The sequence below is a fragment of the Pseudonocardia ailaonensis genome (assembly GCF_039531635.1).
GTDB classification, from domain to species: domain Bacteria; phylum Actinomycetota; class Actinomycetes; order Mycobacteriales; family Pseudonocardiaceae; genus Pseudonocardia; species Pseudonocardia ailaonensis.
Map to the genome: position 1 here is coordinate 194,372 of NZ_BAAAQK010000019.1, position 13,157 is coordinate 207,528.

General features: G+C 72.7%; 16 protein-coding genes and 1 tRNA gene. 5 read left to right on the plus strand and 12 right to left on the minus strand.

From position 1 onward, the window contains the following. Positions 1-384 precede the first annotated feature (384 nt). The 4 genes from ABD324_RS37390 to ABD324_RS25980 form a co-directional block, all read right to left on the minus strand. Positions 385-774 (minus strand): BRO family protein, encoded by a 390-nt coding sequence (locus ABD324_RS37390; RefSeq protein ID WP_425565903.1) that lies wholly within the window; start codon positions 772-774, stop codon positions 385-387. Positions 775-962: 188 nt separating this feature from the next. Further along, positions 963-1,205, minus strand: coding sequence for a hypothetical protein (locus ABD324_RS25970; protein WP_344422415.1), 243 nt, complete (start codon positions 1,203-1,205; stop codon positions 963-965). Between the two features lie 126 nt (positions 1,206-1,331). After that, the gene (locus tag ABD324_RS25975) at positions 1,332-2,117 is read right to left on the minus strand and encodes a tyrosine-type recombinase/integrase (RefSeq protein WP_425565900.1); all 786 of its coding nucleotides are present in this window, start codon (positions 2,115-2,117) and stop codon (positions 1,332-1,334) included. Positions 2,118-2,278: 161 nt separating this feature from the next. Next, a tRNA-OTHER gene (locus ABD324_RS25980) sits at positions 2,279-2,420 on the minus strand. Between the two features lie 1,203 nt (positions 2,421-3,623). Here ABD324_RS25980 and ABD324_RS25985 point away from each other — a divergent pair. From ABD324_RS25985 to ABD324_RS26000, 4 genes are all read left to right on the plus strand, one after another. After that, the gene (locus ABD324_RS25985) at positions 3,624-4,313 is read left to right on the plus strand and encodes a DUF4383 domain-containing protein (RefSeq protein WP_344422421.1); all 690 of its coding nucleotides are present in this window, start codon (positions 3,624-3,626) and stop codon (positions 4,311-4,313) included. A gap of 91 nt (positions 4,314-4,404) precedes the next feature. Further along, positions 4,405-5,328, plus strand: coding sequence for a MerR family transcriptional regulator (locus tag ABD324_RS25990; protein WP_344422424.1), 924 nt, complete (start codon positions 4,405-4,407; stop codon positions 5,326-5,328). Positions 5,329-5,437: 109 nt separating this feature from the next. Continuing rightward, positions 5,438-5,761 (plus strand): WhiB family transcriptional regulator, encoded by a 324-nt coding sequence (locus tag ABD324_RS25995; protein WP_344422426.1) that lies wholly within the window; start codon positions 5,438-5,440, stop codon positions 5,759-5,761. Continuing rightward, positions 5,758-6,171 (plus strand): sigma-70 family RNA polymerase sigma factor, encoded by a 414-nt coding sequence (locus tag ABD324_RS26000; protein ID WP_344422429.1) that lies wholly within the window; start codon positions 5,758-5,760, stop codon positions 6,169-6,171. The genes ABD324_RS25995 and ABD324_RS26000 overlap by 4 nt, the downstream gene beginning before the upstream one ends. 10 nt (positions 6,172-6,181) lie before the next feature. Here the strand turns inward: ABD324_RS26000 and idi are convergent, their stop codons facing one another. From idi to ABD324_RS26025, 5 genes are all read right to left on the minus strand, one after another. Further along, a complete protein-coding gene (gene idi, locus ABD324_RS26005) occupies positions 6,182-6,736 on the minus strand; it encodes an isopentenyl-diphosphate Delta-isomerase (RefSeq protein ID WP_344422432.1) in 555 nt (184 codons plus the stop codon). 429 nt (positions 6,737-7,165) lie between these two features. Next, positions 7,166-8,131 (minus strand): ferritin-like domain-containing protein, encoded by a 966-nt coding sequence (locus tag ABD324_RS26010; protein ID WP_344422436.1) that lies wholly within the window; start codon positions 8,129-8,131, stop codon positions 7,166-7,168. Positions 8,132-8,253: 122 nt separating this feature from the next. Then, complete coding sequence (locus tag ABD324_RS26015; RefSeq protein WP_344422439.1) at positions 8,254-9,210, minus strand: iron-containing redox enzyme family protein; 957 nt, start codon at positions 9,208-9,210, stop codon at positions 8,254-8,256. Continuing rightward, the gene (locus ABD324_RS26020) at positions 9,204-9,407 is read right to left on the minus strand and encodes a CDGSH iron-sulfur domain-containing protein (protein WP_425565901.1); all 204 of its coding nucleotides are present in this window, start codon (positions 9,405-9,407) and stop codon (positions 9,204-9,206) included. Before ABD324_RS26020 ends, ABD324_RS26015 begins: the two co-directional genes overlap by 7 nt. Continuing rightward, entirely contained in the window at positions 9,400-10,047 is a 648-nt protein-coding gene (locus ABD324_RS26025; RefSeq protein ID WP_344422442.1) for a HemK2/MTQ2 family protein methyltransferase, read from the minus strand. Before ABD324_RS26025 ends, ABD324_RS26020 begins: the two co-directional genes overlap by 8 nt. A 527-nt stretch (positions 10,048-10,574) precedes the next feature. Here ABD324_RS26025 and ABD324_RS26030 point away from each other — a divergent pair. Continuing rightward, positions 10,575-10,997, plus strand: a complete 423-nt coding sequence (locus tag ABD324_RS26030; RefSeq protein ID WP_344422445.1) for an SRPBCC family protein — start codon at positions 10,575-10,577, stop codon at positions 10,995-10,997. A gap of 60 nt (positions 10,998-11,057) precedes the next feature. Here the strand turns inward: ABD324_RS26030 and ABD324_RS26035 are convergent, their stop codons facing one another. The 3 genes from ABD324_RS26035 to ABD324_RS26045 form a co-directional block, all read right to left on the minus strand. Next, positions 11,058-11,822, minus strand: coding sequence for a phosphatase PAP2 family protein (locus tag ABD324_RS26035; RefSeq protein ID WP_344422448.1), 765 nt, complete (start codon positions 11,820-11,822; stop codon positions 11,058-11,060). A gap of 119 nt (positions 11,823-11,941) precedes the next feature. Further along, complete coding sequence (locus ABD324_RS26040) at positions 11,942-12,508, minus strand: DUF1707 SHOCT-like domain-containing protein (protein ID WP_344422451.1); 567 nt, start codon at positions 12,506-12,508, stop codon at positions 11,942-11,944. A gap of 175 nt (positions 12,509-12,683) precedes the next feature. Beyond that, positions 12,684-13,040 (minus strand): STAS domain-containing protein, encoded by a 357-nt coding sequence (locus tag ABD324_RS26045; protein WP_344422454.1) that lies wholly within the window; start codon positions 13,038-13,040, stop codon positions 12,684-12,686. Positions 13,041-13,157: the final 117 nt, after the last annotated feature.

Genomic DNA, 13,157 nt, shown 5'->3' on the forward strand with positions numbered 1-13,157 from the left:
AGTCATCCCGGCTGAACCTGACGGGTGGCGGACGAGTCCGTCAGGAGAGTTTGCTTAGTCGATTTCCTGGTATCGGCGCTTAGCGCGCCATGCCCTGGCGGTTCGACGGTTCGACCGGCGTCGACACAGCAGGCACCGAAGAGTGCCGTAGGTGTCTCGGACTACGTGAGGGCTTGCCGGGTTACGGGCATGCCCACACCGAAAGGTGTCAGTCATCGGTACCTCCTCTGCGTATGACGAATGACGAACATGGGTAAATAAAAGAAGGCCGCTCTAGGGCGGCCCTTAATTTCAGAATAAGACCGCTGTCAAGCGGTCCTGAGTAGCTTAATTATGAGCGCCCTCAAGGCGCTCTTACTAAGTAGGGCGGCCTTGAGGGCCGCCTTAAGTAGGTAGAGTCTTTGTGTCTCTACCCTGTCCATAGGTGTCACTGGGGCCGATCGGTGAACCGAGGGCCTGGAGATGTGAGCTAGGTCTCAAGCCTGGTAGCCCGTACCGGGCTTCACCTGAGGTTCCGGAACGAATCGTTATGGAACCCGTCTGACCTGCGGATACTGAGGAGTGAGCTACGTTTCGTAGCTCAGTCAGCGGGTAGTGACGGACGGCCTCGGGCCGGTTACTCCGCATGATGAGGCGGTAAAGACCACTCTCCGTCACGATCAACGGCGCCTTGCCGCGTCCCCGCAGGTCAGCCCAAATACGGCGATCCACCGTATTATACTGTCCGTCACTGAGGTGCTTCTTAGCGTCACTGGTCTCCCGGTAGCCGAGCAGCTTGGCGACGTCGAGAGAGCGGCGTTAAGCCGCTATCCGGGTCGTACCCTTCCGGGTCCTCCGTCAGCAGGAACCACGGCCCCCGAACCGTGGAACCGCATCATTTCAACTGTACGTATTCCCTGGTGTCCTTACCCACGGAATGACAGAAAGTCGCTCAGCGGGCCTCTCAGAGCCAGTAATGGCTATCACTGAGGCTTTCCGTACAGCGTGTATTCAAAGTACCCGCCGATGAATCGGGGATCGTCAGTCTCCCCGTGCTCGATGGGCTCCAGGCCCTCGACCGCTTCACGTACCGGGCGCATGCACTCGTCCTCCCAGTCGACGTAGGGCGACGTCATCACGGCCGGTCCCTCCGGGGACCTCACCGCAGAAACCAGCATGTACCCGTCAAGCTCCACAACGGCGATCACGCCCGATTCGTTCTCCACACTAGTAGGACGATCAGCGGGCTGAAAGGTTGTGCCGTCCGGCGAGAATTTCCCGATGAAATCCGCTGAGCTTAACAGCGGTCATGTATCGCGATACGCGATGGATGGACGTGACCTCCGGTAACGCTAAAGGCGATCCCCTAAGCCTGCTCTTCGGTGAGCTTCCCTGGCCCTCTCATCGGCAGCACTCGCTGCGTAGCGGCTAAGCATGTCCCGGCTACGCCATCCGGTTAAGCGCATAAGGTCAGTCTCACCGTTCCCGGCGGCTAACCAACGGTGAGCGAACGTGTGGCGTAGTTGGTGCGGATAGATCCGGCCTAAGCCTGCCTGATGGCCGCGCCTAAGCAAGGCTTCCCGGATGCCCTGATCGGTCATCCAGCCCTTACGGCCGATCCAGAGGTAAGGCGTATTGGACATCGAGTGCCGCTTTCTGGCCCTTAGGTAGCGCCTTAGCGCCTCGCCCGTCTTAACTCCGAACGGCACGGTTCGGGGCCGCCGTCCCTTCCCCAGGACGGTAGCGACGTCGGTCGTGAAGTCCAGGCCCTCTACCTCGATGTGCGACAGCTCAGCAACGCGTACCCCAGTGTCGATCAGGAACCGGATGAGAGCCGTGTCCCGCACGGCGTCAAAGTCCCGCCCGTTGCATGTGCTCAGCAGTCTCCTTAGCTGCGTGTCGCTCAGGACCGGTACCGGTTTCTCAGGAACGTGCGGGGCGCTCATGCGCCCGAACGGGGTCTCCGTGATGATCTCCTCGGCTGCCAGCCATCGGTAGAGCTGTTGGAGGGAGCGGTAGTGCCTCGCCACGTAGGCGGGGCTGAGCGGCTTGCCCGTCCTACGGTTCACCCTGCCCGTGAAGGCAGCAAAGTAGGTCTCCAGGCCCGCACGGTCCGGCGGCCCGTCGTGCTCGCTCACGAAGCGCTCAGCCGCCTCCAGGTACGACGCCACGGTTCGGGGTGATCGGTTTCGGGCGATCAGGTGTCGCCGCCAGTCCGGGAGTAGGTCCGCCAGCTCGACTAGATCCAGAGCCCCGCGAGGGGCCTCAGCTAGCGGCTCAGGCTTAGGTCTCTTGCCCATGGCGGGGCAAAGTACGTTGCGGTTCCAGAATCCGCTAGTACGTCGCTAAGCGTGATTCCGTTGTGCCACAACGGATTTCAGAGTCCTAAGTGGTTCCGGGCATTATGAGTCCGCTGCTCTGACCAGCTGAGCTACTGCCCCGGCCGGCCCAGGTTATCGGGCTCGCGTCCGCGATTTGGCAGGGAGGCGGGTCGGCTGGGTGCGGCGGGTTCTCGACCTCGAGGTCGGGACCATTCCGCCCGCGACGGCGGCCAGCACCACCGCGGCCACGACCAGGATCACCAGGACCATCTGCAGTACCCCCGAACGACGGCGTTCCTGGGAGGACAACGAGCCGGAACCGCCGGGGCTACGGTCCCGCGGGTTGTCGAGTGGTGAGTGAGCCGTCAGGGCACCGATCCCGCGGGCTCCCGGGCCGCCCTCGGGGGGAGGTCCACCGGCTCCCGGAGGAGCGGGGGAGCCGCCCTGTGGTCGAGTTGCCGCGTTCCTGACCCGGTTCCATACTCGGTGAGCGAACCCGCTCGGGTCCGCCCCTACGCCCCTGATCCCCGGTGTATCGCCTCCGTCGCGCCGCCGGGCGGGCCCCGGCCCTGTCGTGAACCGCGTCGTTCGACGTGCACGCGGGGCGTTCGCCACCCGATGCCCGGCTACGCCGTCCCCGTCCGAGGAGCGTCCCATGACCACCGACACCGGTACCGATCCGCAGAGGCACCACCGACGTCACCGAGATGGGCAAGGAGCTGTGGTCCTCCCTCACCGGGAAGGGCGCCACGATCGAGTACGACTTCGCCGACCTGTCCGTCGAGGTGCCCCGGACGACGGGCCCGGACGCCCAGCGGGCCGCGTGGAACTCAACGGCGCCATCAGGATCCGCACGACGGACGAGGACGATGCCGGTTCCCTCGGCCGTGGCTGAGCGGGCCGGGACCGTGACCGGCCCCGGGCGGCTGCTGGTCGACGCCGACCTCCTGGTCGAGCTGACGACCACGCGGGGATCGTCGACCACCGCCACGGTCCGCGGCCGCGGACACAGCCTGCGGGTCGACTCCCCGCGACCCGTGCTGCTGGCGGCGGCGCCGGGCAGGAACCGGACCGGGGACCTGTTGGCCGCCAACGGGATCCTCGTGGCTGTGTACGGCCCGCGCGGCCCCGTGGCCGCGCTGGGCACCGGCGAGAGCCGCCTGGGGCGGGTCGTCGCCGGCAGCGCCCGGTCGCGCCCGTTCCCGGGGGGCTGTCCGGGCCGTCCCGGCGGTCGTGGCTGGTCGCGCTCGGCGCCGCTGCCTCGGCGCTTCCCGCGGCGCTCGCCGTCCGGGCGGCGGTCCGGCACCTGCGCGGGAGGGTCCGGTGAGCCGCCGCCTCGAGGCCCACCGGTCCTCGTGGGGCGACTCGTTCCGCCATCTCGACGCCCTGCACCGGGTCGGCGCGCTCGTGCTCGGCCTCGGTCTCTGGGCCTTCGCGATCACCGGGATCGTGAACCGGATCGGGGTCTTCTCGATCCGCGGGCAGTCGGTGCTCGGGCTGTCGTCCAACCTGTTGTTGTCGATCATCTCGCTCGTCGTCGGGGCGGTCCTGATCCTGGCCGCGATCCGCGGCGGCCGGTCGTCCTCGACGGTCACCGTGGTGGTGGGGATCGCGTTCATGCTGTCCGGGATCGGCAACGTCCTGGTCCTGAACACCGGGCTCAACGTGCTCGCGTTCCGGATGTCGAACGTGATCTTCAGCCTGGTCGCCGGTGGCGTCCTCGTGATCCTGGGCGCCTACGGACGGTTCACCGGCCGGCTCCCGGACGACAACCCCTACCAGCAGGAACGCCACCCGGAAGGCGGCGGTCCCGGCGATCCGGGCCCGGCGGCCGTCACGGATCCCCTGGATGTGATCGCCACCGGCGAGCTGGCCGAGGCGGAGCGGGCGTCGGTGCGCGTGGACGCGACACCGGCCCAGCAACGCGGCGTGGACGCGGCCGCGGGATCCCGGAGCGCAGGCGACCGGGTCGCCGGATGGCGGGCCGCCGGCCGGCCGGACCCGCCGACCTGACCGCCGTGGCGGCCCCGCAGGGACGGCGGCATCGAGCACGGGCCGGGCCCCGCGACGCGCGGCGGCTGACCCCATCGGCGACGATGCGCGGATGGACCCGGAGCCGGACGGCCCCGTGAGCCCCGGCGAGCCCGGGTACTCGACGGGGTGGGTCGCGCGCCGGCTCGGCGTGGCCCCGGCGACCTTGCGCACCTGGCAGCGCCGGTACGCCCTCGGTCCCTCCGGGCGCACGCCGGGCGGCCATCGCCGCTACCTGGCGGGCGACCTCGAACGGCTGGGCCGGATGCGCCGCCTGATGCTCTCCGGGATGCTCGCGGCCGACGCGGCGCGCGTCTCGGCCGATCCGGCCTCCGCCCCGCCCGGGGGAACTCCCGCGGACCGGTCGTCACCGGCGGGGCGCCGTCCCGCCCGGGCCGGTCGGCTGCTCGCCGCGGCCCTGGCCCTCGACCAGCCCGCCGTCGAGTCGCTGCTCGCCCGCGCGGTGACCGGGGACGGGGTCGTCGCGGCCTGGACCGGGTCGATCCTGCCCGTGCTGGTCGAGCTCGGCGAGCGCTTCGAACACCACGGAACCTGCGTCGACGTCGAGCACCTGTTCACCGTGTGCGTGCGGGCCGCTCTCGAGGCGGTGACGGTGGGTCGGGACCCCGGCGACGGCTCCCCGCCGGTCCTGCTCGCCTGCCCGGACACCGAGCAGCACGACCTGCCCCTGTTCGCGCTCGCCGCCGCGCTGGCCGAGCTCGGCTGCCCCAGCCGGATCCTGGGTGCGTCCGTGCCGGCCGAGGCGCTCGCCGCCGCGGCCCGCCGGCTCGCCCCGTGCGGGGTCTTCGTCTGGGCGCACGACGCGGCCACCGCCAGGGCCGGGGACCTGGCACGACTGCCCCCGCGGCGGCCGCCGGTGCCGATCGTCCTGGGTGGACCCGGATGGCAGGGACAGACCCTGCCGCCCACCGCGCACCGGGTGGGCTCGCTCGCCGAGGCCCTGGCGGCGCTGGTCCCGACCCCGTTCGTCTCCTGACCCGAAAAGCGCTTCACAGCCTGTCCACCGGACGGCCGGGCACGGTACGGTGGTCGTCGTCGCCCCGGACCCTCGGCGATCGGAGTTCTCCGACGAGTCGAGGGTCGACATGGCAGACATTCGTAGGCTTCCCACCCCGGTCACCGAGGTCTGGGACTGGCAGGTGCAGGGGTCGTGCCGCGAGCTGGGCGATGATCTCTTCTTCCACCCGGAGCGGGAGCGCGACCCGGCCCGGACCGTCCGTGAGGCCCGGGCGAAGAGCATCTGCCGGATGTGCCCGGTGATCCGGGAGTGCCGGGCGCACGCGCTGAGCGTGCGCGAACCGTACGGGGTCTGGGGCGGCCTCACCGAGACCGAGCGGGCGGCGATCGTCCGGGGCCCGGGCGAGGACGGGCCGCGCCTGCCGCGCCACTCGCTCCACCGAGTGCGGTGACTAGCCGCGAGGGCCCGGACCTCGGCGACCGGCACGGCCGGTCGTCCGGACGGCGGGTGCCGCAGGGCGCCCGCGATCCGGGAACGGGCCGGGTCCGGCCGCGGACCGGGCGCGGTCCCGCGGACCGGGTTCCCCGCTACTTCCGGCCGGGCGAGGCGGGTGAGCTCGACCGGCTGCTCCGGGCGGCCGCCGACGGGGACGTGCCGGCCTTCGGCCGGCTCTACGACCGCACCATCGCCCTGGCGTACGCCCTGGCCCGGGCGGCGACACCCGATGCGCGGACCGCGGACCTGCTGGTCGAGCGGATCTACCAGGACGTCTGGTCCTCCGCGGCCGGCGACGGACGGTCGGCCGGGGCGCTCGACCTCCTGCTCGCCGCCGTGCGCCGGGCGACGGCACCGCCGCCGTGACGGGGCGCTCTCAGTGGAGCGCGACGTCCAGGAGGAGCTCCACCTGCCCGGACGCGGCCAGGATCGGCACCTGCAGCCGGGCCCAGGGCGACAGGATGGAGTCGGGGGCCGCGGCCTCGTCGCACAGATGTCCCCAGGACCACCACTGCCAGGTCTCGACCTCGTCGGGCCGGGAGTGCGGCACGCCGTCGACCCGGCAGACCAGCACCGGGCAGAGCTCGTTCTCCTCGATGCCGCCCGAGGACGCCCGATAGGCGAAGTCCGGCACCACCATCCGCAGGTCGACGGGGGCGACATCGAGCTCGTGGAGCAGCCTGCGGCGGGCGGCGTCCTCGGGGGACTCACCCGGGGCCGGATGGCCGCAGCACGTGTTCGACCAGGCCAGGGGGAAGGCCCGTTTCAGGCGCGAGCGCTGGGTGACCAGCACCCGGCCGCGGGCGTCGAAGCCGTAGCAGGAGAAGCCGAGATGGCGCGGTGTCGTGGACCCGTGGACGGTCCACTTGTCGGCGGTGCCGACGGGCCGGCCGTCCGCATCGAGCAGCACGACCTGCTCGCCGGTGGTCACGTGGCACCGCCGCGAGAGCGGTCCGGTCCGGACCGGCGGAGGGTGGGCGGGGTGCGTTCGGGCATGGTCGGTCCCCTTGCCGTGGTTCTCGAGACGGGTGGTGGTCCACCACGCCGGGAGTCCGGGGCGTAGGGCGAGCGATGCTCCGCCGTGACGCTAGGCCCGGGGAGCGCGGCGGGCAACGCGGGCCGGCGCCGATGCGTGGGTGGGGGATCGGCGGGTGGCCCCCACCCGACAACCGCCCCGCGCGTTCGGTGCATCCGCGAGCGCATCCCGGGCGGCACGACCAACGCGAGCCAGGGCGTCACCGTCGAGGTGGGGAGACGCAGGCCGCGGTCGACCTGGACCGGGCCGTCGCCCCGCCCCGGCCGGTCGGGGCGGAGGTCGAGCTCGTCGCCGCCGTGGCGCCACGTGCAGCGCCACCAGGGCTCAGCGCAGCCCGGCTGCGGCCTTCGCCAGGACCTCGGCCCGCTCGTGCACCGAGGTCAGCACCCCGGTGCGGTTCTTGTGGCGCTGCTCGTAGGCCTCGACCGCGCGGAGGTCGGCAGGCTCGGTGAGCTTCCGGACCGCGATGCTCGCGTCGGCGACGGAGAGCCCGTCGTAGTTCCGCACGGGCAGCTCGGCGGCGCTCAACGACCCGGTCTCGCGGCGCACCGCGTGCGCGGTGTCGCTCGCGGTTCCGCTGCGGGACACGGCTTCGGCGCGTTTCGCGGCGGCGTCGAACCCGGTGGTGACGCCGGTGCTCACCACGTCCCGGCTCTCGGACGCGACCCGGCCGAGCCGGTCTCCGGTGCGGCCCAGGCGGTCCTGGACGCCGCGGCCCGCGCGGGCGACCTCGTGGGCCGCGCGGTTCACGCCGCCGACCGTGAGCCGGACGGGAAGTCGCGCGACCATCGTCACACCGGCGGCGACCGCCTGCAGCGGGGTCGGGCGGAGCGAGGTCGGGCCGCCGACAGCCTCCTCGGCGAGCACGGTCTCCAGCCACGCGATGGTTTCGGTGTGCGCCCGGACCAGGCGCTCGGCGAGCCGGTGCACGGACGTGGGGCCGGAGCGGGTGAGCGCGAGCAGGTAGCGGGCGCGATCGGCCATCTGGTGCTCGAGCGCGAGATCGCCGAGCAGTGCCTCGTCGATCGGCTGCGCCTGCTCGCCGGTGCTCTTGGCCAGGGTGATCGCCCAGCCGACGATCGGTGCGACGACGTCCGGGACGGCGTCGAGATCCCGCAGTGCCGCCCCGATGGCCTCGGAACGCGACTCGGCCTTGCGGGCGTTGCCCTCCAGCTCGGTGCGGACGGAGTCGGTGCGGGCCTGCGTGGTGCGGGTGCGGGCGAGGGCGATCTCGCTGCGGGTCAGGTGCTCGAGGGCACGGAGCTGGGCGATGACGGCGGTGGTGCTCATGCGTGGTCCTTCCGGACGAAGTCGGGGGCGGTGACGGGACCTCGGTCTCGGGTCTCCCGGCCGCGTCCACCGGGTGCCCGGGTGACCGGACGGCTACACCGCGATGTGAGCGCACGCACCTCTCACGGGCGCAGGCTGCTCTCCCCGCGCTCCCAGCAACCGAGCAGGTGCTCGCCGAGGCGGTCGCCCAGGTGCAGGGCCGCCCGGATCCCGAACACCACGTCCGCGGCGAGCTCTGGTTCCGCCTCCAGCAGCGGGGTGAGGACCCCGCGCCGCACGACCTGCTCGTGCACGGCGTCGGCCTCCACGTGTTCGTCGTAGAAGCGGATCGCGGCCTCGCCGCAGCCCATCCGGCGCATGCCGCGCACCAGTCGTTCCGAGCCGGGAGACGAGGTCAGCTCGACCATCGCGAACTGCCCGACGGATGCCCCGCGCAGCTCCCGGTGCAGCCCGCACAGCGACATCAGGTTCACCTCGGCCAGCGTCGGCGCGGGAACCCGGTCGACGTGGGCGCCGTAGGCCTCGTCGAGGCCGAGCTCGCGCATCATCGCCGCGAACAGCGCGGAGTGCATGTGATCGGGAGTGCCGCCGCCGTACTCGTCGTGCTCGACGGTCACCAGGGCCGCCTTGGCCGGCCCGGACAGCCGCGGGATCACCCAGGCCTGCGGGTCCGCCTCCTTGAGGTGGTAGATCGACCGGTGCACGATGTACTCGCGCAGCTGCCACAGCTCGCCCGCGCGGTGCAGGTGATGGGAGACGCCGCGGACCTGCGGCCCCACGGGTTCGACGAGCAGGGCCGCGACCTCGGCGTCCACGTCGTCGCCCGCGGGGACGTCGGCGCGCAGCGCGGAGACGAACGCCCGCTCGAGCTCGCGGCGCAGCGTGAGCAGCGCCGGGTCCCACTCCAGGTCCGGGGACACACCCGGGTAGCCGCGGTAGTGCAGCTCGTAGCAGCAGTGCAGCGCGAGCTGGAGGTCGTCGCCATAGGGGTCATCGGGGTCGACGGGCCGGACGGGGCCACCGCGGAGGGCCTCGACGACCGCCTCGGACACGGGGCCGCGCGCGGTCGGGATCAGCACGGTCGGTCCCCCTCGCGGACCTTGGTGCGGTGGCTGGTGTCGCAGATCGGCCAGCGGCGGCTGCGGCGGCAGAGACACAGGGCGGTGACGGGCCGGTCGGAGCGGACCACACCACCGTCCGGCGTCTCGATCTCCACCGGTCCGCTGACCAGGGCGGGACCCTCGTCGGTCAGGACCATCCGGGTCGGTTCACGCACGGCGGGCCTTCACGACGACGAGGTCCTCCCGCCGTTCGCCGGGCGGGATCAGGCCGCGGCGTTCGAGCAGGGCGGCCCGTGACCGCATGACCGGCCCGAACGGGATCCGCGCGCGCTCGACGACCTCCGCCCGGAGCCCGGTCGCCGCGAACCGGTCGATCGTCTCCTCCGCCCCGCACACCGCGGAGTGGACGAGCAGGACCCGCCCGTCCGGCGTGAGGTGGTCGGCGGCACCCGCGCAGATCCGGTCCAGCACGGCGCGGCCGTCCGGACCTGCGTCCCAGCAGCGGCCCGCGGTGTGTCGGGGCAGCACGGCCGTCTCCGACGGGACGTACGGCGGGTTGGCCACGATCAGCCCGAACCGCCCGCCCCGCACCGGGCTGAACAGGTCGCCGCGGTGGACGCGGACGGCCGCGCCGCGCAGCCGACAGTTCAGCCGGGTGGTGAGCACCGACCGCCGGGAGAGGTCGACGCCGGTGACGGACGCGGCGCCCGACCGCCAGGCGGCGAGGGTGAGGGCGCCAGAGCCGGTACCGAGGTCGAGCACGTCGCGGCCGGCCGCGTGGCGAGCCAGGTGGTCGGCGAGGACGGCGGTGTCGGACTGGGCCCGGTACACCCCGGGCGGGCAGAGGAGGATCACGGCTGAGCTCCGGTGGTCGGTGCGGTCGGTGGTGTGATCCCTGCCGTGGTCGAGACGGCCAGGTGGTCGCGGGTGGGTCGAGCTCCACAGCACCTGCCGCGGCGAGGCCGGCCGGTCCGCCACGGGCCGCCGGCCTCAGGAGCGGAAGAGCCGGGGCGGGCCGAGGAGACTCGGAGGTGTCGGGTCGGCCGCCTCGGGGGATCGATGTCCGAGCTGCTGCTGAACCCGACTCGCCTCATCACCTGCGGGCTACCCGGGGTCCGCGACTCGAACCCCGCAGCCCAGGATCCGCAGGGCGGTTGGTCCCGATCCGCCGGGGTACCACACGGTGTGACAGACGACCGGAACCCTGAACCGGAACAGCGCCACGCCGAGGACCGCCGCGATGAGCCGCCTGGCCGGTCCGACTTGGCTGACCGCCTGCCCGATGACGATCGTGAGGACGACCCGGAGTCGGATCTGCGTCCGGTGGGCCGTCTCGGCGACGGTCCACGAGACGACGAGGGGGACGCCTGATGGTTCACGTGGTGCGTACCTTCACGGTCGCCACGCAGCCGGACGAGGCGATCGCCTACCTCGCCGACTTCACCAATGCCGAGGCCTGGGACCCGGGGACCGTGTCCTGTGTGCGTACCGACGCCGGTCCGGTGCGGGTGGGCGCTACCTGGCACAACACCTCCAAGATCCTCGGCTCGGACACCGAGCTCGACTATCGCCTCGAGCACCTCGACGACACCACCGTCCGGCTGGTCGGAGAGAACAAGACCGCCACGGCGACAGACGTCATCACCGTGGTCGCCGTCGCCGGCGGCACGGAGGTGACCTACGACGCGACGGTCGAGCTGCACGGCGCGGCGAAGCTGGCCGCACCGCTGATGCAACTGGAGTTCGAGAAGCTCGGGCGGCAGACCGTCGAGGGCATCCAGCGTGAGCTCGGAAAGGGTCCGTGACCGTTCACGGCGCACGCGGCGGGCCGGCCCGCCGGTCGTGGTGGCTGTCCCGGCCGACGATCACGGCAGCGAGGCCCGAGAGACCTCCACGGCTGCCGAACGCTCCGGCACGGTGTGCGCCGCCCGCATCGCCAGAACACAGAGCGTCAGCCAAGCGCCCCCGACCAGCCAGCCGTCGAGGACGTCGGTGAGCCAGTGCACGCCCAGGTAGAGGCGGCTGACGCCGATCGCGAGCACCGCCGCGGCGGCGATGGCGGTCACCACGGCCCGCAGCCGCGGCAGGTGGGCGACGAGCACCGCGGCCACGATGCCGACCACGACGGCGGAGCTCAGGGCGTGCCCGGAGGGCAGGGACGGGTTGGTCTCGACGACGAGCCGGGTGGCCAGCGGCGGGCGCGGGCGGGCGTAGAGGCTCTTGAGGCCGGCGACGAGCACGCCGGCCCCGATGCCGGCGACCACCACGACGACCGCCTCGCGGAGGTGTCGGCGCACCAGCAGGACGACGGCCGTCACCGCGGTGAGGGCCGCCATCCCCAGCGTGCCGCCGAGATCGGTGACGACCCGCAGGACCGCGGTTGCCCCGGGCGAGCGGTGGTCGACGAACCAGGCGAGCAACGGCTCGTCGGCCGCGGACAGGCCGTCCGGGTCGGCGACCGCGTCGACGACCCAGGACTGGAGCACGAGCAGGGCCGCGACCAGGCCGGTGCCCCGCAGGACCGACGGGGAGAGCCGTGGCCGCCGGCCGGCGACGCCGAGGGCCGCCACCGCGAGCCAGGCCGCGAACAGCCCGAGGCTGACCCACTGCGCGAGGTCGGCGTACTTCATCGGCGCACTCCGTTCCCGTCGCCGGCCGGCGACCCCGCCGACGGTAGGGCGCGGTCGATGATCGGAGCCCCAGGCAGAGGTGAGGTGACGGCAAGAACCCGGCCCCGACGGTGCCGGGCTCAGCCCGGGAAGGCCGGGCCGGGTCCGTGGAAGCGGCCGTGGCCGAAGGGGGGCCCGGGGGAGGACGGATCGAGCAGGCCGTGGAGGGCGAGTGCGGCGCCGGCGCACAGCACCAGCACCGGGCCGACGAGGATCAGCAGGGCGAGCAGGCGTCGGCGCGGATCGGCCGGGACGAACCCGCTGAGGATCGCCGCCTCGGTCCGGAGCTGCGCAAACGCCGCCTCGGCGACCCCCGCCCAGCCGCGCGACGGCTCCGGGTCGGGTGTGGGGAGATCGGCGACCTCGGCGGCCAGCTCGTCGCGGTACCGGGCGCGGTAGGTCCGGTCGAGGCGCTCCTCGAGCTCGTCGACGGTGAGGCGGCCGTCGCCGACGGCGGCCTGGAGCACCGTGGCGGTCCGCTCCCGCTCGGTGTCCGAGCAGCGCAGACGCAGGCCGGCCGGGGGTGTCCCGTCGGGCGGTCGGTCCCCGGTCGGCGTGATCGGCTCACCGGCCTGCGGGGACTCGCGGGTCGGGGGGACGGCGGGATCGAGCAGGGTCACCAGGGCCTCCTCCGTCCGGGCCGGCATGCCGGCACCTCGGCGCGCGACCGCCAGGTCCGGGGTGAGCAGAGTGCGCTCCGGCGGCGGAGGAGCGCAACCTGCAGGTGTGGCTTTCCGAGGGCCCTCGGACGCCCGGATGCCGGCGCAGGCCGAGAGCGACGGTGTCGGGATCCGGTCGCGGCCGACACGCGCGGATGGCCCGCTACGGAAGCGCCTGCCCGAGTTCGCGGGTCACGGTGAACTCCGGGAGCAGGCCGGTCAGCTCGAGCGGGCGCAGCACCGTCCGGTTGTCCCCGGCCACGAGGCGCACGTCCGTGCCGCCGGCCCGCATGCGGTCCCGCACCGTGATGAGCGCGGCGAGGCCGACCGAGCCGAGGAACCGCACCGCGGTCAGGTCCAGGACCAGCAGGGTTCCGGGGCCGGCGGCGTCCGTCGCCGCGGTCAGGCGACCGACCGTGGCGTGGTCGATCTCGCCGGCGACGCGGACGACGACGGCGTGGGGATGATGCTCGACCTGCGTGGTCAACGACCCGGAGTCGTCGGTGTCCGTGCAGCTCATCGATGGGTCCCTCCGTTCGCGGTGGCGAGTGCGAGGTGCTCCGGCCGGCGTTCGACGGCGGCCGGAGACGGCCGGCGGGGCAGGATGGGGCCCCGGGGCCCGCGTGCTGCGCGGAGT

Bases quoted from the DNA above. Each gene is read 5' to 3' on its own strand.
- ABD324_RS25995 (WP_344422426.1), top strand. From the start codon at position 5,438: ATGGCAGACATTCGTAGGCTTCCCACCCCGGTCACCGAGGTCTGGGAC.
- ABD324_RS26035 (WP_344422448.1), bottom strand. From the start codon at position 11,822: ATGAAGTACGCCGACCTCGCGCAGTGGGTCAGCCTCGGGCTGTTCGCG.
- ABD324_RS26045 (WP_344422454.1), bottom strand. From the start codon at position 13,040: ATGAGCTGCACGGACACCGACGACTCCGGGTCGTTGACCACGCAGGTC.
- ABD324_RS26010 (WP_344422436.1), bottom strand. From the start codon at position 8,131: ATGAGCACCACCGCCGTCATCGCCCAGCTCCGTGCCCTCGAGCACCTG.
- ABD324_RS25990 (WP_344422424.1), top strand. From the start codon at position 4,405: ATGGACCCGGAGCCGGACGGCCCCGTGAGCCCCGGCGAGCCCGGGTAC.
- ABD324_RS26040 (WP_344422451.1), bottom strand. From the start codon at position 12,508: ATGCCGGCCCGGACGGAGGAGGCCCTGGTGACCCTGCTCGATCCCGCC.